Origin of the sequence: uncultured Prevotella sp., from assembly GCF_946407605.1 — a bacterium.
Classification (GTDB): Bacteria; Bacteroidota; Bacteroidia; order Bacteroidales; family Bacteroidaceae; genus Prevotella.
Window position 1 is genome coordinate 1 of sequence record NZ_CAMJOS010000012.1, and the last position, 23,282, is coordinate 23,282.

Genomic DNA, 23,282 nt, shown 5'->3' on the forward strand with positions numbered 1-23,282 from the left:
AGCATCGGTCTCCAAAACCGAGGGTCGTGGGTTCGAGTCCTCCTTCCCGTGCTTATTTAGAAGAAGAGATGAATATTTTTACGAAGTTTTTCAAGTATTGTCAGGTGTGCTACGATGAGTTGGCACATAAAGTAACCTGGCCTACGCGTAAGGAACTGACGGGCAGTGCCGCTTTGGTGCTGACCGCTTCACTGATTATCGCTTTGGTCGTCTTTGCGATGGACTATACGTTTGAACAATTCATGAGCTTGGTTTATCCTCGCTAATGTAAGATAGAATAATAGGATAATGGCAGAGACTGGAAAGAAATGGTATGTTCTGAAGGCCGTAAGCGGTAAGGAGGCTAAGGTCAAGGAATATCTGGAGGCACTGATGAGAACAAATGAGACGCTGGCAGCGAATGTTGGCGAGATTTTGCTGCCTACAGAGAAATATGCCCAACTTCGCAATGGCAAACGAGTGGTCAAGGAGAAATTGTTCCTCCCTGGCTATGTTCTCGTTGAGGCACGCCTTGATGGCGAAACTGCCCACACGCTGCGTTTTATCCCAAATGTGCTTGGCTTCCTTGGTGGTATGGATAATCCCAGCCCTGTCCGTCAGGCTGATATTAACAGAATCCTCGGTACTGTAGAGGATACGGCCATTCGCTCGGAAGAGGTGGCAATTCCGTTCGTTGTCGATGAGGCAGTGAAGGTTACTGACGGACCGTTTAGTGGTTTCAGCGGTATTATCGAAGAGGTGAATGCCGATAAACGCAAGTTGAAGGTAATGGTCAAGATATTTGGTCGTAAGACTCCTTTGGAATTAGGATTTAATCAAGTAGAGAAAGAATAGAGCGTAAATGTTACGTGCGCCGTTCTAGTATACGGTCTAGGAGGCTTCCACTCCCCAGACTTATATGCAAATCATTCAAAATTAACAAACAGAAATGGCTAAAGAAGTTGCTGGATTAATCAAATTACAGATTAAAGGTGGCGCTGCGAATCCCTCTCCTCCCGTAGGACCTGCTCTGGGTTCTAAGGGTATTAACATCATGGGATTCTGCAAAGAGTTCAACGCCAGAACCCAGGATAAGGCAGGTAAGATTCTTCCTGTTGTTATCACTTACTACGCCGACAAGTCATTTAGCTTCGTCATTAAGACTCCTCCCGCAGCTGTTCAGTTGCTCGAGGCTGCCAAGGTGAAGAGCGGAAGTGCAGAGCCCAACCGTAAGAAGGTGGCTACTGTGACCTGGGATCAGGTGCGCGCTATCGCTGAGGATAAGATGGCTGACCTCAACTGTTTTACTGTTGAGTCTGCTATGAAGCTGATTGCAGGTACTGCTCGTAGTATGGGTATTACTGTAAAAGGGGATTTCCCTGGTGAATAACAAATAACTTCAATTTAAGACAATGAGTAAACTGACAAAAAATCAAAAGTTGGTAGCTGATAAGGTTGAAGCAGGGAAAGCATACTCTTTGAAGGAAGCAGCCGCATTGGTGAAGGAAATTACCACCACCAAGTTCGATGCTTCTGTTGATATCGACGTACGCTTGGGCGTTGACCCGCGTAAGGCAAACCAGATGGTTCGTGGCGTGGTATCGCTGCCGAACGGTACTGGTAAGGTAACGCGTGTTCTCGCTCTCTGTACCCCTGATCAGGAAGCTGCCGCTAAGGAAGCTGGTGCCGACTATGTTGGTCTCGATGAATATATCGAAAAGATCAAAGGCGGTTGGACTGATGTTGATGTGATTATCACAATGCCTTCGTGCATGGGTAAACTGGGTCCTTTGGGTCGTGTACTCGGTCCTCGTGGATTGATGCCAAACCCCAAGAGTGGCACTGTGACTATGGATGTTGCTAAAGCAGTGAAGGAAGTGAAGCAGGGTAAGATTGACTTCAAGGTTGACAAGGCCGGTATCGTGCATACGTCAATTGGTAAGATCTCTTTCAATGCTGATCAGATTTTCGAGAACGCAAAAGAGTTTATTGCTACGATTATCAAACTGAAGCCTGCTGCAGCAAAAGGAACATATATCAAGAGTGTCTTCCTCTCAAGCACTATGAGTAAGGGTATCAAGGTCGATCCTAAATCAGTTGAATAACTCGTTAAAAGATTAGACAAATGAAAAAGGAAGTAAAAGATACTATTATCGTAGCCCTTGGTGAGAAACTGAAGCAGTATCCTCATTTCTATCTGGTCGACCTGACTGGACTGGATGCAGAGAAAACTAGCGACCTGCGTCGTAAGTGCTTCAAGAACGAAATCAAGATGGTGGTCGTTAAGAACACCCTTCTCCACAAGGCTTTCGAGGCTTCGGAGATTGATTTCTCTCCCCTGTATGACTGCTTGAAGGGCAACACCGCTGTCATGTTCACACAGACAGCTAATGTTCCTGCCAAACTCCTCAAGGAATATGAGAAGGAAGGTATCCCCGCTCTGAAGGGTGCCTATGCCGAAGAAAGCATCTTCGTTGGTGCTGATAAACTTGCTGAGTTGGTTGCTATCAAGAGCAAGAACGAGCTTATCGCCGAGGTTGTGGCTCTGCTGCAGTCTCCGATCAAGAATGTTGTTTCTGGCTTGAATGCTGGTGGCAAGATCCATGGATTGCTTGACGCTATCGCTGAGCGTAACAAATAAGCGAAATTAGTAACATTAACATTAAAAAACAATTAAATTTTAAATAAAAATGGCAGATATCAAAGCTATTGCAGAAGAGTTGGTAAACCTTACTGTAAAAGAAGTTAACGAGTTGGCAACAGTCCTGAAGGACGAGTATGGAATTGAGCCTGCTGCTGCAGCCGTTGCTGTAGCTGCTGGTCCTGCTGCAGCTGGTGCTGCTGAGGCAGCAGAAGAGAAGTCTTCTTTCGACGTAATCCTGAAAGAGGCCGGTGCTGCTAAACTGCAGGTTGTAAAGGCTGTGAAAGAGGCTTGCGGTCTGGGCCTGAAGGAGGCTAAGGACCTGGTTGACGGTGCTCCCGCTACCGTTAAGGAAGGCCTGTCTAAGGAAGAGGCTGAGAACCTGAAGAAGGCTATCGAGGCTGCTGGTGCCGTAGTTGAGCTGAAGTAATTTAAGCACAACAATAACTATTGGTTAGGGACTCTCCGGTAGAGGGTTCCTAACCTTTTCTTGTCTTCATGACAATTTCCTATAGGTCCTATATGTCCTATAGCCCCTATAAGACCCAAAGATAATAAATAACATATATGACTTCGAAAGTAATAGACAACAGAGTAAACTTTGGCAGCGTCAAGAATCCGATGCCGTTCCCGGATTTTCTCGATGTGCAATTAAAGTCATTCAAAGACTTCCTGCAGTTGGACACTCCGCCTGAGGAACGCAAGAATGACGGTCTGTATAAGGTGTTCGCTGAGAACTTCCCCATTACAGATACGCGTAACAACTTCGTTCTTGAGTTCTTGGATTACTATATCGACCCGCCCCGTTACACCATTGATGAGTGTCTGGAGCGTGGCTTGACCTATAGCGTACCTTTGAAGGCTAAGTTGAAGCTGTATTGCACCGACCCTGATCATGAGGATTTCGGAACTGTTATTCAGGATGTGTTCCTGGGTCCCATTCCTTATATGACTGCCAATGGTACGTTTGTCATCAATGGTGCCGAGCGTGTCGTGGTTTCTCAGTTGCACCGTTCTCCCGGCGTGTTCTTCGGTCAGAGCGTGCATGCCAACGGATCGTTGCTCTATTCTGCACGTATCATTCCGTTCAAGGGCTCTTGGATTGAGTTCGCCACCGATATCAATAATGTGATGTATGCTTATATCGACCGTAAGAAGAAGTTGCCTGTTACCACGCTGCTTCGTGCTATCGGTTTCGAGAACGATAAGGACATCCTCCAGATCTTCGACCTTGCCGAGGAGGTGAAGGTGAGCAAGAAGGCACTGAAAGAGGTGCTTGGCTGCAAGTTGGCTGCTCGTGTACTGAAGAGTTGGAACGAGGACTTTGTTGATGAGGATACGGGTGAAGTTGTATCAATTGAGCGTAATGAGGTCATCATGGATCGTGAGACCGAGATTACGGAAGAGAACATGATGGACATCCTGGAGAGTGGTGCTTCTACCATTCTGGTTCACAAGGACGAGTCAGTGGCTCAGGATTACTCTATCATTTTCAATACGCTGGCCAAAGACCCCAGTAACTCTGAGAAGGAGGCCGTGCTCTACATCTATCGTCAGTTGCGCAATGCCGATCCTGCCGATGATGCCAGTGCTCGTGAGGTTATTCAGAACCTCTTCTTCTCTGACAAGCGTTATGATTTGGGTGATGTTGGTCGCTACCGTATTAATAAGAAGTTAGGTCTTGACACCGACATGGATATCCGTGTCCTGACCAAAGAAGATATCATTGAGATTATCAAGTATCTCATTCAGCTGATTAACTCTAAGGCTGCGGTCGACGATATCGACCACCTGTCTAACCGTCGTGTACGCACTGTTGGTGAGCAGCTGAGCAACCAGTTCTCGATCGGTCTGGCCCGTATGAGCCGTACCATTCGTGAGCGCATGAATGTACGTGACAATGAGGTTTTCACCCCGATGGACCTGATTAACGCCAAGACCATCTCAAGCGTGATCAACTCATTCTTCGGAACCAACCCGCTGTCGCAGTTCATGGACCAGACCAACCCGTTGGCCGAGGTGACCCACAAGCGTCGTCTCTCTGCTTTGGGTCCTGGCGGTCTGTCACGTGAGCGTGCCGGTTTCGAGGTACGTGACGTACACTACACACACTACGGACGTCTCTGTCCTATTGAGAGCCCTGAAGGACCTAACATCGGTCTGATTTCTTCGCTCTGTGTGTATGCAAAGATTAATGAACTTGGCTTTATTCAGACTCCTTATCGTAAGGTGGAGAATGGTATTGCCAACCTGAATAACGACGACATTGTCTACCTGACTGCTGAGGAAGAGGAGAACTATGTCATTGGTCAGGGTAATGCACCCTTGAACGATGATGGTACGTTCATTCGTCCTGTTGTTAAGTGTCGTCAGGATGCTGACTTCCCTGTTGTTCCGCCTACAGAGGTGAACCTTATGGATGTGTCGCCCCAGCAGATTGCTTCTATCGCTGCATCACTTATTCCTTTCTTGGAGCACGACGATGCTCACCGTGCACTGATGGGATCAAACATGATGCGTCAGGCCGTACCTCTGCTTCATAACGAGGCTCCTATTGTAGGTACTGGTATTGAGAAGCAAGTGTGTGAGGATTCTCGCACCATGATTACTGCCGAAGGTGATGGTGTCATCGAGTATGTAGATGCTACAACCATCCGTATCTTGTACGATCGTACTGAGGATGAGGAGTTTGTTAGCTTCGAGCCTGCTATGAAGGAGTATCGCATTCCTAAGTTCCGTCGTACCAACCAGAACATGACTATCGACCTGCGTCCTATCTGTAATAAGGGCCAGCGTGTGAAGAAGGGAGATATCCTGACTGAAGGATATGCTACTGAGAATGGTGAGTTGGCACTGGGTCGTAACCTGCTCGTGGCATATATGCCTTGGAAGGGTTACAACTATGAGGATGCTATCGTGCTCAACGAGCGTATTGTTCGTGAGGATATCCTTACCTCAGTTCATGTTGATGAGTACTCTCTCGACGTTCGTGAGACCAAGCGTGGCGTGGAAGAGTTTACTTCTGATATTCCTAATGTCAGCGAGGAGGCCACCAAGGATCTCGATGAGAACGGCGTAATCCGTGTTGGTGCTCGTGTAGAGCCCGGTGATATCCTGATTGGTAAGATTTCACCTAAGGGTGAGAGCGATCCCTCTCCTGAAGAGAAACTGCTGCGTGCCATCTTTGGCGACAAGGCTGGCGATGTAAAGGACAGCTCTCTGAAGGCTAACCCCTCACTCTCTGGTGTCATTGTTGACAAGAAGCTCTTTGCTCGTGCTATAAAGACCCGTCAGACAAAGCAGCAGGATAAGATCGTGCTGGCCAAGATTGACGATGAGTATCAGGCAAAGGTTGAAGACCTGAAGGATATTCTGGTCGACAAGCTGATGGAGCTCACCAAGGGTAAGACTTCACAGGGTGTGAAAGACTATACAGGAGCAGAGATTATCTCTAAGGGCTCGAAGTTCACCATGACCGCCCTGAAGAACCTGGAGTATGGTGATATCCAGACCAGCAAGTGGACAAATGATGAGCACAAGAACGAGCTTATCGGTCAGCTTATCATTAATTATATGAAGAAGTACAAGCTGCTCGATGCTGAGATGAAGCGTAAGAAGTTCGCCATCACTATTGGCGATGAGCTGCCCTCAGGTATCCTGCAGATGGCTAAGGTTTATGTGGCCAAGAAGCGTAAGATTGGTGTGGGTGATAAGCTCGCCGGTCGTCACGGTAACAAGGGTATCGTGTCTAAGGTCGTACGCCAGGAGGATATGCCATTCCTTGAGGATGGTCGTCCCGTCGACTTGGTTCTGAACCCGCTGGGTGTGCCTTCTCGTATGAACCTCGGTCAGATTTTCGAGGCTATCCTCGGTGCTGCCGGAAAGCGTCTTGGCGTGAAGTTCGCAACACCTATCTTCGATGGTGCTAAGCTTGATGACCTTGCAGCCTGGACTGATAAGGCCGGTCTGCCTCGTCTCTGCTCTACTCACCTCTATGACGGTGAGACTGGTGAGCGTTTCGACCAGCCCGCAACCGTTGGTATCACCTACTTCCTGAAACTCGGTCACATGGTTGAGGACAAGATGCACGCCCGTTCAATCGGTCCGTACTCTCTTATCACCCAGCAGCCTCTTGGAGGTAAGGCCCAGTTCGGTGGTCAGCGTTTTGGTGAGATGGAGGTCTGGGCACTGGAGGCCTTTGGCGCCAGCCATGTGCTACAGGAGATCCTGACAATCAAGTCAGATGATACCGTAGGTCGTTCTAAGGCTTATGAGGCCATTGTCAAGGGTGAGCCCATGCCTACACCAGGTATTCCTGAGTCACTCAATGTGCTTCTGCACGAACTGCGTGGTTTGGGTCTCAGCGTAACTCTCGACTGATAATTAAGAATTAAGAATTAAGAATTAAGAATTGAAATATGGCTTTCAAGAAAGATTCAAAGACAAAGAATAATTTCACCAAGATTACCATTGGTCTGGCTTCACCTGAGCAGATCCTTGAGAGTTCTTTTGGTGAGGTTACCAAGCCAGAGACCATCAACTACCGTACCTATAAGCCCGAACGCGACGGTCTGTTCTGTGAGCGTATCTTTGGTCCTACCAAGGACTATGAGTGCGCCTGCGGTAAGTACAAGCGCATTCGCTATAAGGGTATCGTGTGTGACCGATGCGGTGTAGAGGTGACCGAGAAGAAGGTGCGTCGTGAGCGTAGCGGACATATCGAGTTGGTAGTGCCTGTAGCTCATATCTGGTATTTCCGCAGTCTGCCCAATAAGATTGGCTATCTGCTGGGAATGCCCACCAAAAAACTCGACGCAGTTATCTACTACGAGCGTTATATTGTCATCCAGCCCGGTGCATTAGAGGGTCGCAAGGATGCCGAGGGAAATCCTCTGCTTGGTTCTCAGAAATATGACCTGCTCTCAGAGGAGGAGTATAACGATATCCTTGATAACCAGCTGTCTGAGGACAACTATTATCTGGAGGATACCGATCCTAATAAGTTTGTGGCCAAGATGGGTGCCGAGGCTATCTATGAGTTGTTACAGCAGCTCGACCTCGACTCTCTGTCTTATGAGTTGCGCGACCGTGCCAATACCGACTCTTCACAGCAGCGTAAGAACGAGGCTCTGAAGCGCCTGCAGGTTGTAGAGGCTTTCCGTTCGTCAGTAGAGAAGGGTATCAACCGTCCTGAGTGGATGATCATGAAGATTATCCCTGTGACGCCGCCTGAGCTCCGTCCTCTGGTTCCCCTGGATGGTGGCCGTTTTGCCACTTCCGACTTGAACGACCTTTATCGTCGTGTCATCATTCGTAACAACCGTCTGAAGCGCCTCATGGAGATCCATGCTCCCGAGGTCATCCTGCGCAACGAGAAGCGTATGTTGCAGGAGGCTGTTGACTCACTCTTCGACAATAGCCGTAAGTCTTCGGCTGTGAAGAGCGATAGCAATCGTCCTCTGAAGTCACTCTCCGACTCGCTGAAGGGTAAGCAGGGTCGTTTCCGTCAGAACCTGCTCGGTAAGCGTGTTGACTATTCGGCACGTTCGGTTATCGTCGTAGGTCCTGAACTGAAGATGGGTGAGTGTGGTCTGCCTAAGTTGATGGCTGCCGAGCTGTATAAGCCATTCATCATCCGCAAGCTCATTGAGCGCGGTATTGTGAAGACTGTGAAGAGCGCAAAGAAGATTGTTGACCGTCGTGAGCCCGTTATCTGGGATATCCTTGAGAATGTCATGAAGGGTCATCCCGTGTTGCTCAACCGTGCACCAACACTTCACCGTCTGGGTATCCAGGCCTTCCAGCCTAAGCTTATCGAGGGTAAGGCTATCCAGCTCCACCCGCTGGCATGTACCGCCTTCAACGCTGACTTCGACGGTGACCAGATGGCTGTGCACCTTCCCCTCAGCAATGAGGCTATCCTCGAGGCTCAGTTGCTCATGCTCCAGAGCCATAACATTCTGAATCCTGCCAATGGTGCACCTATCACCGTTCCTTCACAGGATATGGTGCTCGGCCTGTACTATATCACCAAGATTCGCCCAGGTGCAAAGGGCGAGGGCCTCTCGTTCTACGGTCCTGAGGAGGCTATCATTGCTCACAACGAAGGTAAGTGCGACCTGCACGCCCAGGTGAAGGTGATGGTCGATGATGTGGTCGACGGCATTAAGGTTCGTCATCAGGTAGAGACCTCTGTGGGTCGTGTCATCGTTAATGGCATCGTTCCTAAGGAGGTGGGCTATGTCAATAAGGTTATCTCTAAGAAGAGTCTGCGCGACATCATCGCCGACGTTATCAAGAACGTAGGTTTCGCAGAGGCTTGTGAGTTCCTCGATGGTATTAAGAACCTGGGTTACCGAATGGCTTATCTGGCAGGTCTGTCGTTCAACCTCGACGATATCATTATCCCGAAGGAGAAAGCCGAGCTTATCGCCAAAGGTAATGACGAAGTACAGCAGATTACCGACAACTATAACATGGGCTTCATTACCGACAACGAGCGTTACAACCAGGTTATCGATACTTGGACCCACGTTAATAATGATATTGGTAATATCCTGATGAAGGAGATGACCGAGGCCGACCAGGGCTTCAACGCCGTATTCATGATGCTTGACTCTGGTGCCCGTGGTAGTAAAGACCAGATCAAACAGCTCTCTGGTATCCGTGGTCTGATGGCTAAGCCTCAGAAAGCCGGTGCCGAGGGACACCAGATTATTGAGAACCCAATTCTTTCGAACTTCAAGGAGGGTATGTCAGTGCTGGAGTACTTCATCTCTACACACGGTGCCCGTAAGGGTCTGGCTGATACCGCTATGAAGACTGCCGACGCAGGTTATCTGACACGTCGTTTGGTTGACGTCTCTCACGACGTGATTATCAACGAGGAAGACTGTGGAACACTGCGTGGACTGGAGTGCACCGCTCTGAAGAGTGGTGATGAGATTATCTCTTCTCTGTCTGAGCGCATCCTTGGTCGTGTTAGCGTGCACGATGTGGTGAACCCCAAGACTGGCGACGTTATCGTACCTGCTGGTGAGGAAATTACCGAGGCTCTGGCTGACGAGATTGAGAAGGCCGAGATTGAGATGGTCGAGATCCGTTCTGTGCTCACCTGTGAGTCAAAGAAGGGTGTCTGCCGCAAGTGCTACGGTCGTAACCTCGCTACTCGCCGTATGGTTCAGAAGGGTGAGGCTGTCGGTGTGATTGCCGCTCAGGCTATTGGTGAACCTGGTACTCAGCTGACTCTGCGTACGTTCCACGCTGGTGGTGTGGCTGCCAACGCAGCCGCCAATGCCAGCATCGTCTGCAAGAACGAGTCTGCTCGTATCGAGTTGGAAGAGGTTCGTACCGTTCCGTTCGATGAAGATGGTCGCGAGTGCGAGATGGTGGTGAGCCGTCTGGGTGAGATGCGCTTTGTTGATCCTAACACCAAGATTGTCCTGTCAACGGTGAACCTGCCTTATGGTTCGTCATTGTATTTCAAGAATGGTGATGTGGTTGCCAAGGGCGACAAGATTGCCCAGTGGGACCCCTTCAACGCCGTTATCGTAACCGAATATGCTGGTACGCTGAAGTTCAACGATGTTATCGAAGGTGTTACCTTCCGTGCCGAGACCGATGAAACCACTGGTCTGACCGAGAAGATCGTTACCGAATCGAAGGATAAGACCAAGGTGCCTACCTGTGACGTCATCGATGCTAATGGTGAAAAGATTGGTACCTATAACTTCCCCGTAGGTGGTCACGTGGTAGTAGAGGATGGCCAGACTGTTAAGACTGGTGAGACCCTCGTTAAGATTCCTCGTGCAGCTGCCAAAGGTGGTGATATTACTGCCGGTCTGCCTCGTGTTACCGAGCTCTTCGAGGCTCGTAACCCATCTAACCCCGCTGTTGTTTCTGAAATCGATGGTGAGGTAACCATGGGTAAGGTTAAGCGTGGTAACCGTGAGATTATTGTAACCTCTAAGGCTGGCGACCAGCGCAAGTATCTCGTATCTCTGTCTAAGCAGATCCTGGTGCAGGAGCATGATGCCGTACGTGCCGGTACTCCTTTGTCTGATGGTGCCATCACCCCGAGCGATATCCTCGCCATCAAGGGTCCTACCGCTGTTCAGGAGTATATCGTCAACGAGGTACAGGATGTGTATCGTCTGCAGGGTATCAAGATCAACGACAAGCACTTCGAGATTATCGTTCGTCAGATGATGCGCAAGGTGCAGATCAACGAACCTGGCGATACTTCGTTCCTCGAGCAGGAGATTGTCGACAAACTCGATTTTGCTGAGGAGAACGATCGTATCTGGGGTAAAAAGGTTGTGACCGATGCCGGTGACTCAGAGAACTTGAAGCCTGGTCAGATTGTGACAGCCCGTCGTCTGCGCGACGAGAACACCTCTCTGAAGCGTCGCGACTTGCGTACTGTTCAGGTGCGCGATGCCGTGCCCGCAACGTCTACTCAGATTCTGCAGGGTATCACCCGTGCAGCTCTCCAGACCAAGTCGTTTATGTCGGCTGCGTCATTCCAGGAAACTACGAAGGTGCTGAATGAGGCTGCTATCCGTGGCAAGCAGGACTTCCTCGAGGGTATGAAGGAGAACGTAATCTGCGGTCACCTGATTCCCGCTGGTACTGGTCTGCGCGAGTTCGAAAAGATTATCGTGGGCTCGAAGGAAGAGTACGAGCGTATGCAGGCCAACCGCAAGAACGTGCTCGACTTTGCCGACGAGGCTGTACTCGACGAGAATTAAACCGTCTCTAATATGATAATAAGAAATCCGGACTGCTTCGGCGGTCCGGATTTATTTAAAAAACAAAGTAATGAACGAAAACGAACAGAAGCAGCAAGGGCTGCAAATAGAACTGTCACCTGAAAAGGCTCAAGGTGAGTATGCTAACTTTGCTATCATCACTCACAGCAGCAGCGAGTTCATCGTTGATTTCGCACGTATGCTGCCAGGTCTGCCCAAGGCCCAGGTGCGTAGCCGCGTTATCCTGGCTCCTGAACATGCCAAGCGTCTGCTGGGTGCTTTGCAGGAAAATATCATGCGCTATGAGCGTACCTTCGGCCCTATCAAGATGCCGGAGCAGAAGCAAGAACCCCGCACCATTTCTCCTTTTGGTTCGGGAAAGGGAGAGGCATAACGTCTTTCCCCATTTTTTTGTCACATTGTGAACAAAATTAGTGTTTAAAAAGATTAAAAATATTATTTCTTGTTAAATTCAGGCTGCAGAGGTGGCGTTCCCATCCTACATGTTAGGTGGTTTCAAAGAAAATGCGTACCTTTGCAGCCCGAAATGTCTCCGCCGATGGCGAGGGCATACTATGTACAGGAATTTACACAATATTAATATATAATAAACAAAAAACAAAATTAATTATGCCTACAATTTCACAATTGGTTCGCAAAGGCAGAAAGGTGATCGTAGATAAGTCGAAGTCACCCGCGCTGGACAACTGTCCTCAGCGTCGCGGCGTGTGCGTTCGTGTGTACACGACCACTCCCAAGAAGCCTAATTCGGCTATGCGTAAGGTAGCCCGTGTTCGTTTGACTAACCAGAAGGAAGTCAACAGTTACATCCCCGGAGAGGGACACAACTTGCAGGAGCACAGCATCGTGCTGGTTCGTGGCGGTCGTGTAAAGGACCTTCCCGGTGTACGTTATCACATCGTTCGCGGTACTTTGGATACCGCCGGTGTTGCAAATCGCCTGCAGCGTCGTTCTAAGTACGGTGCCAAGCGTCCCAAGGCTAAGAAGTAATTAACCGGTGATGGTTAAGTAGCCGAACCCAACGAAAAAGAAAAGAAAACCGTTTTGCTGGTGAATCTTAAATAGGTTGAGTAAATGTCCGAGTGTGGACGTTGAAGAACAGACAAAGAACAGCCCAAGCAGACAAAATCATTCAAAACAAAAAATGAGAAAAGCAAAACCAAAGAAGCGTGTGATCCTGCCGGATCCCGTGTTCAACGACCAGAAGGTCTCAAAGTTCGTGAATCATCTGATGTTCGACGGTAAGAAGTCGAAGTCTTATGAAATTTTCTACAACTCCCTGGAGATTGTGAAGGACAAGATGAAGGATGCTGAGAAGGCTCCTCTGGAAATCTGGAAGCAGGCTCTGGACAACATCACTCCTCAGGTAGAGGTGAAGAGCCGTCGTATTGGTGGTGCCACTTTCCAGGTACCTACCGAGATTCGTCCCGACCGTAAGGAGAGTATCTCTATGAAGAACATGATTTCTTTCGCTCGCAAGCGTAGCGGCAAGTCAATGGCCGACAAGCTGGCAGCTGAGATTATGGATGCCTTCAATAATCAGGGTGGCGCATTCAAGCGCAAGGAGGATATGCACCGTATGGCTGAGGCTAACCGTGCTTTCGCTCACTTCCGCTTCTAAGATTAGGTATTAAGGAAAAAGGTAAAAAAGAAAAAGAATGGCAAAACAAGATTTGCATTTGACCCGCAATATCGGTATCATGGCTCACATCGATGCCGGTAAGACCACCACTTCTGAGCGTATCCTGTTCTACACAGGTAAGACCCATAAGATTGGTGAGGTGCACGATGGTGCAGCCACCATGGACTGGATGGCCCAGGAGCAAGAGCGCGGTATCACCATTACTTCTGCTGCTACCACCTGTAGCTGGAAGTGGAACAACAACAACTACAAGATCAATCTGATTGATACTCCGGGACACGTGGACTTCACCGCAGAGGTGGAGCGTTCTCTGCGTGTGCTCGATGGAGCTGTGGCTACCTATAGCGCCGCTGATGGTGTGCAGCCCCAGTCTGAGACTGTATGGCGTCAGGCTGACAAGTACAATGTGCCCCGTATTGGTTACGTGAACAAGATGGACCGTTCTGGTGCTGACTTCTTCGAGACTGTTCAGCAGATGAAGGATATCCTGGGTGCCAACCCCGTTGTTATCCAGGTGCCCATCGGTGCTGAGGAGAACTTCAAGGGTCTGGTTGACCTGATCAAGATGAAGGCTATTCTGTGGCACGACGAGACCATGGGTGCAGAGTATGACGTTGAGGAGATTCCCGCCGACCTCGCTGCCGAGTGCGACGAGTGGCGCAACAAGCTGCTTGAGGCTGCTGCCGAGTACGATGAGGCTCTGATGGAGAAGTACTTCGACGATCCAACTTCAATTACTGAGGATGAGATTATCGCTGCTATCCGTAAGGGTACCATCTCTATGGCTTGCACTCCCATGCTGCTGGGTTCTTCTTATAAGAATAAGGGTGTTCAGCCCCTGCTCGACTATGTTTGCGCATTCCTGCCCTCACCTCTTGATACTGAGGCTGTGATTGGTACAAACCCCAACACCGAGGAAGAGGAAAGTCGTAAGCCCAGCGAGGACGAGGCTACTTCAGCTCTCGCATTCAAGATTGCAACCGATCCCTACATGGGTCGTCTGGTGTTCTTCCGTGTCTACTCTGGTAGCGTGAAGGCAGGTTCTTATGTTTACAACCCCCGTTCAGGCAAGAAGGAGCGCATCAGCCGCCTGTTCCAGATGAACTCAAACAAGGAGATTCCTATGGACTCTATCGACGCTGGTGACATTGGCGCAGGCGTAGGCTTCAAGGATATCCGCACTGGTGATACCCTCTGTGACGAAGAGAAGCCCATCGTGCTGGAGTCAATGACCTTCCCTGACACTGTGATCTCTATCGCCGTTGAGCCTAAGTCTCAGGCTGATATTGCTAAGCTGGACAACGGTCTTGCTAAGCTCGCTGAGGAAGACCCCACCTTCACCGTACGTACCGACGAGCAGAGTGGTCAGACCATTATCTCTGGTATGGGTGAGCTTCACCTCGATATCATTATCGACCGTCTGAAGCGTGAGTTCAAGGTAGAGTGTAACCAGGGTAAGCCCCAGGTTAACTACAAGGAAGCCATCACCAAGGAGGTTGAGATTGAAGAGACCTACAAGAAGCAGTCTGGTGGTCGCGGTAAGTACGCTAAGATGCTCGTAAAGGTTGGTCCTGTTGATGAGGACTACGACCTGAAGAACAATCCTGGCTTGCAGTTCGTCAACGAGGTTAAGGGCGGTAACATTCCTAAGGAGTTCATCCCCTCTATCCAGAAGGGCTTCGAGGCAGCCATGAAGAATGGTATCCTCGGTGGCTATCCTGTTGACTCGCTGAAGGTGGTTGTTGTCGATGGTGGTTTCCACCCCGTTGACTCTGACCAGCTCTCATTCGAAATCGCTGCCCAGATGGCTTACAAGGAGGCTTGTGCTAAGGCTAAGCCCGTACTGATGGAGCCCATCATGAAACTCGAGGTTGTTACTCCCGAGGAGAACATGGGTGACGTTATTGGCGACTTGAACAAGCGTCGTGGTCAGGTAGAAGGTATGGAAGAGGCTCGCAGCGGTGCCCGTGTTGTAAAGGCTATGGTTCCCCTGTCAGAGATGTTCGGTTATGTAACCGCTCTGCGTACCATCACTTCTGGTCGTGCTACCAGCTCAATGGAGTACGATCACCACGCTCCCCTCAGCAGCGCTATTGCTAAGGCTGTGCTCGAGGAGGTTAAGGGTCGTGCCGATCTCGTATAAAGTGTTGAGAGTGAAGAGTCACTCTTTGCTTAATCATAGTAGAAATTCCGGAATCGCAATGCGGTTTCGGAATTTTTTTTTGTATCTTTGCAATAATTTCCGAATTTGTGTGTATATATAGGTAGAAAGCATCAAATGGAAAAAGAGACGGAGATCCTGATTCGCGAGTTGCAGCAACAGAAACCAGCTGCATGCCAACGGCTGTTCAAGGCGTATGGTCCTGCCGTGTATCGCATGGTGCAGCGTATCGTGACCTGCCGTGAGGATGCCGAGGAAGTGTATCAGGATGTGTTTGTCAAGGCCCTCAGGGGTATAGGCAGTTTCGATGGTCGTCAGGCGTCGTTGGCCACATGGCTGAAAAGCATCGCCTACCATGAGTCGCTGAATTTCGTAAGGAGCAAAAGAGCCACCATTGTCTATATGGATGACAGCGAGTTTGGTGCCAATCAGTTGGAGGATGCAGACGATGCACCTCAGGACGAGCAGACCATAGCGCAGCTGGAGCAGGCGCTGGCACAGTTGCCACCCCATGAGCAAGCCGTGGTAAGCATGTTCTACTACGACAATATGAGCCTTGCCGACATCGCCTTTGTCACAGGCTCCGTAACCTCTACCGTAGGCTCACAACTGAGCCGAATACGCAAGAAACTCTACCGAATGATTAAAACAAATGCGGAACAATGAACGATATCAAGAACGATAATAACCTGCGCGAAGCCATCAACCGACGCGAACAGCAGTTGGAGCCGATGCCTGCCGACCTGAACGAACGGCTGATGCTGCGAATAGGGGAGCAGCCTGTTTTAGAGCAGCCTGAGACGAAAACCAAGCATAGAGTGCTGTGGGCTTATGGCGCTGGTATAGCTGCTGTGGCAGCCGGCATTCTGCTGCTGGTGCTATTCAACTTCAAGCCAATGCAGCAAGAACCATCACCCGTTGTGGCACAGCAGACTACGTCGAAGCCTCTGGTGGCCCAGTCGCAACCCGTCGTTGACGAGCAACAGCCTGAGGCTGAAACCTCCGAACAGCCTGAGCAGCAGCCTGTAGAGCCACAGACCGAGACAGAGTCCCGGACAGCCGAGTCGGCACCAGCTGAAGATGCGGAGAGTCCTCGCCACTACAACCCTCAGGCCATTCCTGATATCACATCGCCAAGAGACGAGTTGTTCTTGACTTCTACATCAGGTATGACCACTAATAGGGGTTATAACGATGCCCTTGCTACCTACACCGCTCATAAAGAAAGTGAGGACGACGACCTGAATGTGAATGCAGACAAGAACAAAGGTCAGATGCCAGAGGGATGGACAGACTTGAAGAACTGGAGCAATGACCATAAGCTCAATCGTAACCTGACGAAGAAGGAGCGCAGGATGCTGGCTGTGGCCAATGCTGTAGCCGACAGACAATGGCATATCGACATCCAGTCGATGAACACGATGCGCTATGGGTCGCGTACAGTGACTACCGATTTCTTCCTCGAATTACGTGGCGATACGCTGCGTAGCTATCTGCCCTATCTGGGACAGGCTCAGGTGTCGCCGTCGCTCTCACCCTCCATAGGTTTGAACTTCGAGGAGCGTATTATCCAGTATAAGGAGAGTCGTCCGAAGTCGAAATACACGCAGATTGACATCGATGTGAAAACCCATGAGGACTCCTACCACTACGTCGTTGAACTCTACGACTCAGGCAGTGCCAGCATTCGTGTGCGCTCGCTGAACCGTGACCCCATCAGTTTCGATGGAAGCCTTGACATTACTTATTAAAAACCAATAGACCTATGAAGAAAACTGTTACCATCATGCTGATACTTGTGCTTGTTGGAATGACGGCACATGCTAAGAAGAGTAGTAAGATCATCAGTCAGACCGAAGGAAAAGTCACCTTTGTGGTCGATGAGAATCTCGCACCCTTTGAGGGAAATTACACCCTGGAGGCTTCTCTTCAGTGGGGTGATAAAGCGCTCAGGAGCATCTTCTTCGATGAAGGGGTACCAGGCGATATACAAGCCATGATTGCCAGAAGCTTCTCTGACGACGAGTCGTTTTACACCTTTACGGGTAAGGACGTGTTCTTCCAAACCATTGTGCGCGCCTATGCCGAGCACCGTTCGTTGGTACTCTCGCCCGATATGGTGTGGGTGCTTATTAGTCAGGGCTTTGCCCGCTATGTCAACGCCCATCCCGAAGAGATGCGCGACAAACTTGTGAGCCATGCAGACAAGATGGATTTAGTGGTGATGTCCGACAAGGAGTTACTCTCTGAGGATGCTAACTGGGAGAAGCTGATGTCTGACTTTACTGCTCAAATCAACAAAAACACCAAGGGCGATATAGCACAGACCATCACCGCCGATTTTACCACGACAGGCATCACCGAGCGTATCACCTCTCAAATCACGCTGATGGAGACCATGAAGAGCTATTTCGACTATGTGGTCCACTATATAGGTTGCGGCATACCTTCCATCACGCTCACTGGTACGCCTGAGGATTGGCAGAAAGTGCTTCAGAAGACACAGCGGCTGCGTCAGTACGGCATCGGTCAGTGGACGCAAAGCCTCGAACCTATCCTCACCGAGTTTGTCAAGGCGTCAGAAGGAAAGCCAAACCAGTCTTTCTGGCAAGAAATGGTCAAAAAGGGAAGGGTTGGTCAGATGGTTGGAGGCAAATGCGGCATGCGTGAGCCTACACAGTTGGATGGCTGGATACTCAAGTTCTTCCCCGACGAGAATGGACTGACGCTCGACCAAGTGCCCCACAACCACAAGATGCCGTCAGAGCGCGTATATGTTGATTTCATATACCAAATCATCAATCCTGTCGATGGCACCGTCCTTAATGAGACACCGCTACAGCTCGTTGCTGGCTTCATCGGCACCGAAGTTGACCGCCAGACACATACCCTCACGCCCAAGATGGGGTGGGTGGTACGACAGATGAAAGGCAAGGAAGATATCGTCAAGCGACTGGAGCAGATGGACTCCGAATCCTCTTTCATGGGTATCGAGTTACGTGTGAAAGAAGTGCCTGAGCACCTCTCCCTCCTGCCTCATATCCGCAGACTGACCCTTTATTTCACCTCAGACGTTGTGCTGCCCGAGTGGTTCTATAACCTGCAGATTGACAACCTGACAATAGAAGGCAAGATGAGCGACGAGCAGGAAGCCGCCATCAAGGCTCATTTCCCCCGTGCCACCATCCGTCGTTACGTCAACGGCATCATTCGCATCGTCTCCAATATGCCAGAGACTATAATTAATGAAGCCCCCTCCAAGTCTAAGCTGACGGATAGTTCCCTTACCCAAAAGACGAAAAAGAAAAAAGGTGTTAAGATTTACAACACTCTTTTCGGAACGGTGAGTGATGGTGCTGGCCCGCTGATAGGCGCCACCATCTGCGAGATTGATGAGCAAGGTCGCATTATAAAATCCACCGTTTCCGACATCAACGGCCGCTTCAACCTCCTTGTAAACAGTCCCCAACACAAATTCCGAATTATCTATATCGGTTTTGATACCGTCACTCTTGATTACAGTAAGAAAAAACTTGATATCGTCATGCAGCCCAAAAACAGCTGGAGGGTTATACCTCTTAATTCATAAGCAAGCGCTCGAGCTATGCTTGCTACCAACGGGACGCAAGAACCACGACCCGAAGTTGGTGAAAGCCCCTGAAACAAAAAATCCCAAGATTGCTCTTGGGATTTTTGCGCTTCAGGATGGGCTTGAGTACGTAACGGTGTTGACAGGCGTGGAAAAGCGATCTGAACAAACTTACATGTTCACATACGGCACGAAGAAGCGGAACCACCAACTTATATAAATTAGGTGTGTTGTCAGATCAAGAGATTCGCAGCATTACAGGACATCAGTCTCAAAAGGTCTTTGAGAGTTATATCCGAATAGGTATCTCCGAGCAAGCCCAGAGAGTTGGTGATAAGATTAAGGCCGCAAGAGAAGCAATGAAAAAACAGGTTGACAAGTAGAAAAATGTTAAGGCAATTTCAACTTTCAACCGGTTTGAGAATGAAAATATACACGAAAACCAACTTTTTCTTGGCAGAAATACAACAAAAAAGTTGGATTTCGTGCTATTTTTAGAAAAAAGTTGTATCTTTGCACTCAGTTATAAAAGATGGTTATTTATGGAAAGTCAAAATATTATAGGTAGAGATAGTGAAATGGCTGAGTTACAACGATGCTTGGACTCCAATCGTTCAGAACTTGTCATAGTCTATGGATGTAAATAATCTCGGTAAAGTATACCGCCATAATAATCGTGTAGTATACCACTCGATAGTCGTCTATATGGAAGATAACTATCATACGCATTTGTGAATCAACATTTTATAAAAAGCAACTAACCATTAAGTCCTTATATATACTGGTCCATGACGAATTATTATTTGGTTTATTCTACCGTTATTATTTACATACAGAATGCCGCAAGTCATATGTAAGCAATGCTTTTTGGTATGCAACACTGCTCGTTAAGACAGTTACAGACTGGAAAGGAGATAACGCCACTATCAATTCCCTACAAGATGATGCTAATCGTATCGCTGATGGAACCTGGGAGTCATACCATCAGAAGCGTGACCAGCTCTTTGACGCTGCCGTCAATGCTCTGGTAGAAATGGGCAACTGTCAAAATCAACGCCATCTGAACCAAAACCAAGCCAATATTATTGAAGCATTCCTTGCCTTTGATGGCAGTGACAGGACACAATTATGTGAAGAAATCTGGAATGTCGCCAGTCCCAAGGTTGATTATTATTGGCGTGATGGAACCTTTGACGCGCTTGAAGAATTGCGCACAAAGGAACTCTATAACAGAAAATACGGTAATGGGCGATCGATTTAATTCGATCGCCCATTATTAAGGTGATTACTTGTTATTATGACACTTCAAGTGTCATCAGAGGAGTCGATGCCCATCCGACAATTGTATTATTAAATTTATTACTCATCAAACTTGTTTGCTCCCCTCACAGTATGGCGCAAGGCACTGAGAAGTTGTTGCGTCTCCTGAACCAAATTCAGAAATACAGTCATACTCTCAATATTGAGTTGCTTGGCTTGAATGTCGTGGATGATAGTCCGTCGATAATCGGAAAGCTGTGATTGCAGTTTTTCGGCATCACCACGTATCAACGCCATTGTTTCGGCATGGCAGGCCCGGTTGAAGAGTTGTAATATCTCATTGCGCATCTGAATGAACTCTTGGATATATTTGCTTGGCACTGGACTGAAGTTGTTGCCTACATGCTCTAAGCATGGCTCACCCATACGTTTCAAGCAATATACCATTTGCGCCAGCGAGTTGATTGTCAGAAAGTACCATGTGCCCTTCTCAATACTAAACATGGGGTCTATACGTCGTTGGGCCATAATCTGTTTGCGTCGCTGGCGTTTTATATCTTTGCGTTGGTTTTCGGTCACCGCTGCGGTACGTTTCAGCGTACGATAGTCCTCATAAAAGAAAGCATCGGTCATCGATTTATAAGTTTCTGCTACCAATTGTAGTTGATGTGTGATGGTTAGTGCCACATGTTGTCGAAGCAGTATCCAACATTCTGCTTTATCGCTGCTACGAACAATGCGATCAAACAATTCGTCGGCCTCACTGGTCTTGTTGCTTTTTTCATAGTGCAGATGGCTTCGAATAAGCAAGAAGATGGCCAGCGCGATGGCAACGGCCATTGCCACAAACGATCCAAAGAACAGGGCGATGCAGACGAGGAAGCACAACATGAACGCTACACCAGCCGTGATGAACCAACCACCTATGACCGATAGCACACCAGTAATACGGAATACTGCGCTCTCGCGACTCCATGCTCGGTCTGCCAGCGAAGCACCCATGGCTACCATAAAAGTGACGTAGGTGGTGGATAGCGGCAGTTTGAGCGATGTACCCAATGCCACCAGCGCCCCAGCGAGAACCAGATTGACCGCTGCACGAATCTCATCGAAGGCGGCTCCCCGCTTCAACACGGCAGCATCGGCATTAAAGCGTGAGTCAATCCATCGCGCCACACCATTCGGAACTACAGAAGCCATGCCGTTGGCCATATTTCTGGACGTGCGCACCAACGTCCGTGCCACACCACTCGAACCAAACATCTCGTCACCCTCATCCTGTCGCGAGAGGTCCACCGAGGTCTTCACTACGTTCTGCGCCTTCTTTGAGAAGACCAGTGCGAGCACCATCACCACACCTGCCGCGATGAGATAGAGTGCGGGGGTATGAGCACTATCCATCAGTGAGTACATCATGTAGTCCTGCGATTCGCCATTGCCGTTGGCCATGTAGTCCTGATATGCCTCAAGTCCTGTCAGCGGAACACCTACAAAGTTCACGAGGTCGTTGCCTGCAAATGCCATTGCCAGGGCGAAGGTGCCCAACAATACAACGAACTTTAGTACGGGCAGTTTCATGGCACTCAGCAGCGTCAATAGCACAGAGAAAACGGCCGCGCCTCCGCCAATAATCAGAAGCGTGTTTTGACTGACCATTTCTTTCAACTCAGGCGTCATTAAACTGCTACTCTTCAATCCGTTGATAAGCAGGAACCAAACAATGGCCGTCACTGATAGTCCACCAAAGATACCAATCTTTAACGACGATGCAACCAGACTTCCCATCTTGCCTGACTGATCTGTCGTTCTCCCGTTCACACGGTATGTAAAAGTGAAAACGACGCGTGCCACCCACTGCACCAGCATGCCGAGGACAAACGCAATGGCAACACTGAGGAAAATGCCAAGGATGACCGAAATGGCTTTCTCCGTGTTCAGCAGATCACCTAATGAAAGTAACGTCCCGTCTGCTGCCGTTGCCCCGTGGAGTATCTGCAGCAGGGCGATGGCAAATGCTCCTCCCAGCAGTTCGAATACCATCGAGACGGTGGTGGATGTCGGCATGCCGAGCGTGTTGAACACATCGAGCAGTACCACGTCGGTAATCATTACAGCCAGGAATACACACATCACGTCGTAGAATGAGAAATACTGTGGCGTCATGATGCCGTGCCGGGCCACGTCCATCATGCCATTGCTCAAGGCCGCTCCAGCAAACACACCGATAGCCGCCACTGACACAACTGTCCTGTATCTCGCCACCTTAGCACCGATGGCAGAGTTCAGGAAGTTTACTGCATCATTGCTGACTCCGACTACGAGGTCAAAAACTGCCAGCACAATAAGAAATATAACTATTCCGAGAAATAAGGTATTCATTATTCTTTTTATTTGATTACATATATCGTTTCATTCCTTCGCCACCAACTCCTGCATATAACTCTAACAGGCTCTTTGCGGGGCTTGATTGAATTTTGGGAATAAGGACTTCTTCTACTTGAAAGAAACCTACTTCAGCTTTCATGCGTATCTCTATTTTCAAAGGACGCTCATGCCCCTGTTCAATTTTTACCTTTTCAATAGAGTTTGCAGAATACTTGTGAATATCGCCTTCTGCCGGTTTTGAATGAATCTCCAAAGGAATACGAGCACGTCCTTTTGTCATATCACAACCATCAGCAATCAGGATAAGACCAGCCTCAATAGAATGGATAGGATGCGTAGCCATGTGTCCGATAATGCCTTCCATAGCAATAGAGCGTATCACCGTTCTTCGTATAATGTTCTTATCTTCTGGCATCAGTTGCGTTAATGTGTCATTGATGATTGAATAACTGATTATGCTGGAATAAAGCTCATGATCTTTGCGACTGATGGTCATTCCACTATCATGAAGGAGAGAGGCAAGCATTACAGCACAGACACTATCTGCATATGTGCCGGACTTTTCCTTTTCTAGACTTGTCTCCACACTTGCTTCGTGAAGCAAAAAGAGCATTTTTAAAGCATTGCGGCATACAATCTTCATGTGTACAGGTCCGTGATCATTCAACCCCAACCGACCTATTGATACTATGTTGGCATAATTTTGTATAGCATCTATTTCCTGATTATTCTGAAGATGATTCCATAGTCTTAAAGGCAGGTCATCGCCAAATGTCTGGTCATCCACTATCTTTGTGACCAAATCAGTTATCTTCTCTTCGACTTGTATTTCTTTTGGTGATTTTGATTCCATA

General features: G+C 48.8%; 18 protein-coding genes. 16 read left to right on the top strand and 2 right to left on the bottom strand.

What is annotated here, in order from left to right; translation table 11 throughout:
* Window positions 1-68: 68 nt before the first annotated feature.
* From secE to Q0R57_RS06855, 16 genes are all read left to right on the top strand, one after another.
* Complete coding sequence (gene secE / locus Q0R57_RS06780; protein WP_294745117.1) at window positions 69-266, top strand: preprotein translocase subunit SecE; 198 nt, start codon at window positions 69-71, stop codon at window positions 264-266.
* Window positions 267-288: 22 nt separating this feature from the next.
* Complete coding sequence (gene nusG / locus Q0R57_RS06785) at window positions 289-834, top strand: transcription termination/antitermination protein NusG (RefSeq protein WP_294745122.1); 546 nt, start codon at window positions 289-291, stop codon at window positions 832-834.
* Window positions 835-928: 94 nt separating this feature from the next.
* The gene (rplK, locus tag Q0R57_RS06790) at window positions 929-1,369 is read left to right on the top strand and encodes a 50S ribosomal protein L11 (protein ID WP_294745125.1); all 441 of its coding nucleotides are present in this window, start codon (window positions 929-931) and stop codon (window positions 1,367-1,369) included.
* A gap of 22 nt (window positions 1,370-1,391) precedes the next feature.
* Window positions 1,392-2,084: a 50S ribosomal protein L1 gene (rplA, locus tag Q0R57_RS06795; protein ID WP_294745128.1), complete on the top strand. Its 693-nt coding sequence runs from the start codon at window positions 1,392-1,394 to the stop codon at window positions 2,082-2,084.
* Window positions 2,085-2,104: 20 nt separating this feature from the next.
* A complete protein-coding gene (gene rplJ / locus Q0R57_RS06800) occupies window positions 2,105-2,620 on the top strand; it encodes a 50S ribosomal protein L10 (protein WP_294745130.1) in 516 nt (171 codons plus the stop codon).
* Window positions 2,621-2,669: 49 nt separating this feature from the next.
* Window positions 2,670-3,050, top strand: a complete 381-nt coding sequence (gene rplL / locus Q0R57_RS06805) for a 50S ribosomal protein L7/L12 (protein ID WP_294745133.1) — start codon at window positions 2,670-2,672, stop codon at window positions 3,048-3,050.
* A 137-nt stretch (window positions 3,051-3,187) separates the two neighbouring features.
* Window positions 3,188-7,000: a DNA-directed RNA polymerase subunit beta gene (rpoB, locus tag Q0R57_RS06810; protein ID WP_294745136.1), complete on the top strand. Its 3,813-nt coding sequence runs from the start codon at window positions 3,188-3,190 to the stop codon at window positions 6,998-7,000.
* A gap of 38 nt (window positions 7,001-7,038) precedes the next feature.
* Entirely contained in the window at window positions 7,039-11,370 is a 4,332-nt protein-coding gene (gene rpoC, locus Q0R57_RS06815) for a DNA-directed RNA polymerase subunit beta' (RefSeq protein ID WP_294745139.1), read from the top strand.
* Between the two features lie 70 nt (window positions 11,371-11,440).
* Window positions 11,441-11,764, top strand: a complete 324-nt coding sequence (locus Q0R57_RS06820) for a DUF3467 domain-containing protein (protein ID WP_294745142.1) — start codon at window positions 11,441-11,443, stop codon at window positions 11,762-11,764.
* A 236-nt stretch (window positions 11,765-12,000) separates the two neighbouring features.
* A complete protein-coding gene (rpsL, locus tag Q0R57_RS06825; RefSeq protein ID WP_294745144.1) occupies window positions 12,001-12,381 on the top strand; it encodes a 30S ribosomal protein S12 in 381 nt (126 codons plus the stop codon).
* A gap of 154 nt (window positions 12,382-12,535) precedes the next feature.
* Window positions 12,536-13,012 (top strand): 30S ribosomal protein S7, encoded by a 477-nt coding sequence (gene rpsG / locus Q0R57_RS06830; protein WP_294745147.1) that lies wholly within the window; start codon window positions 12,536-12,538, stop codon window positions 13,010-13,012.
* Between the two features lie 37 nt (window positions 13,013-13,049).
* Window positions 13,050-15,176, top strand: a complete 2,127-nt coding sequence (gene fusA / locus Q0R57_RS06835; protein WP_294745151.1) for an elongation factor G — start codon at window positions 13,050-13,052, stop codon at window positions 15,174-15,176.
* Between the two features lie 135 nt (window positions 15,177-15,311).
* Window positions 15,312-15,860, top strand: a complete 549-nt coding sequence (locus Q0R57_RS06840; protein WP_294745154.1) for a sigma-70 family RNA polymerase sigma factor — start codon at window positions 15,312-15,314, stop codon at window positions 15,858-15,860.
* Window positions 15,857-16,945 (top strand): DUF4251 domain-containing protein, encoded by a 1,089-nt coding sequence (locus Q0R57_RS06845; RefSeq protein WP_294745157.1) that lies wholly within the window; start codon window positions 15,857-15,859, stop codon window positions 16,943-16,945. The genes Q0R57_RS06840 and Q0R57_RS06845 overlap by 4 nt, the downstream gene beginning before the upstream one ends.
* A 14-nt stretch (window positions 16,946-16,959) precedes the next feature.
* Complete coding sequence (locus tag Q0R57_RS06850) at window positions 16,960-18,783, top strand: DUF4419 domain-containing protein (protein WP_294745159.1); 1,824 nt, start codon at window positions 16,960-16,962, stop codon at window positions 18,781-18,783.
* A gap of 1,033 nt (window positions 18,784-19,816) precedes the next feature.
* Window positions 19,817-20,044 carry a hypothetical protein gene (locus Q0R57_RS06855; protein ID WP_294745161.1) on the top strand — a complete coding sequence of 76 codons (228 nt, stop codon included), beginning with the start codon at window positions 19,817-19,819 and terminating at the stop codon, window positions 20,042-20,044.
* 98 nt (window positions 20,045-20,142) lie between these two features.
* Here Q0R57_RS06855 and Q0R57_RS06860 read toward each other — a convergent pair whose 3' ends face one another.
* Window positions 20,143-22,422 (bottom strand): inorganic phosphate transporter, encoded by a 2,280-nt coding sequence (locus tag Q0R57_RS06860; RefSeq protein ID WP_294745164.1) that lies wholly within the window; start codon window positions 22,420-22,422, stop codon window positions 20,143-20,145.
* Window positions 22,423-22,438: 16 nt separating this feature from the next.
* Window positions 22,439-23,281, bottom strand: coding sequence for a phosphohydrolase (locus Q0R57_RS06865; RefSeq protein ID WP_092067374.1), 843 nt, complete (start codon window positions 23,279-23,281; stop codon window positions 22,439-22,441).
* Window position 23,282: the final 1 nt, after the last annotated feature.

Bases quoted from the DNA above. Each gene is read 5' to 3' on its own strand.
- rpsL (WP_294745144.1), top strand. From the start codon at position 12,001: ATGCCTACAATTTCACAATTGGTTCGCAAAGGCAGAAAGGTGATCGTA.
- rplJ (WP_294745130.1), top strand. From the start codon at position 2,105: ATGAAAAAGGAAGTAAAAGATACTATTATCGTAGCCCTTGGTGAGAAA.
- fusA (WP_294745151.1), top strand. From the start codon at position 13,050: ATGGCAAAACAAGATTTGCATTTGACCCGCAATATCGGTATCATGGCT.
- rplK (WP_294745125.1), top strand. From the start codon at position 929: ATGGCTAAAGAAGTTGCTGGATTAATCAAATTACAGATTAAAGGTGGC.
- rpoB (WP_294745136.1), top strand. From the start codon at position 3,188: ATGACTTCGAAAGTAATAGACAACAGAGTAAACTTTGGCAGCGTCAAG.
- Q0R57_RS06860 (WP_294745164.1), bottom strand. From the start codon at position 22,422: ATGAATACCTTATTTCTCGGAATAGTTATATTTCTTATTGTGCTGGCA.
- rplA (WP_294745128.1), top strand. From the start codon at position 1,392: ATGAGTAAACTGACAAAAAATCAAAAGTTGGTAGCTGATAAGGTTGAA.
- Q0R57_RS06855 (WP_294745161.1), top strand. From the start codon at position 19,817: ATGGGCAACTGTCAAAATCAACGCCATCTGAACCAAAACCAAGCCAAT.
- Q0R57_RS06845 (WP_294745157.1), top strand. From the start codon at position 15,857: ATGAACGATATCAAGAACGATAATAACCTGCGCGAAGCCATCAACCGA.
- nusG (WP_294745122.1), top strand. From the start codon at position 289: ATGGCAGAGACTGGAAAGAAATGGTATGTTCTGAAGGCCGTAAGCGGT.
- Q0R57_RS06840 (WP_294745154.1), top strand. From the start codon at position 15,312: ATGGAAAAAGAGACGGAGATCCTGATTCGCGAGTTGCAGCAACAGAAA.
- rplL (WP_294745133.1), top strand. From the start codon at position 2,670: ATGGCAGATATCAAAGCTATTGCAGAAGAGTTGGTAAACCTTACTGTA.
- rpsG (WP_294745147.1), top strand. From the start codon at position 12,536: ATGAGAAAAGCAAAACCAAAGAAGCGTGTGATCCTGCCGGATCCCGTG.
- secE (WP_294745117.1), top strand. From the start codon at position 69: ATGAATATTTTTACGAAGTTTTTCAAGTATTGTCAGGTGTGCTACGAT.
- Q0R57_RS06820 (WP_294745142.1), top strand. From the start codon at position 11,441: ATGAACGAAAACGAACAGAAGCAGCAAGGGCTGCAAATAGAACTGTCA.
- Q0R57_RS06865 (WP_092067374.1), bottom strand. From the start codon at position 23,281: ATGGAATCAAAATCACCAAAAGAAATACAAGTCGAAGAGAAGATAACT.
- Q0R57_RS06850 (WP_294745159.1), top strand. From the start codon at position 16,960: ATGAAGAAAACTGTTACCATCATGCTGATACTTGTGCTTGTTGGAATG.
- rpoC (WP_294745139.1), top strand. From the start codon at position 7,039: ATGGCTTTCAAGAAAGATTCAAAGACAAAGAATAATTTCACCAAGATT.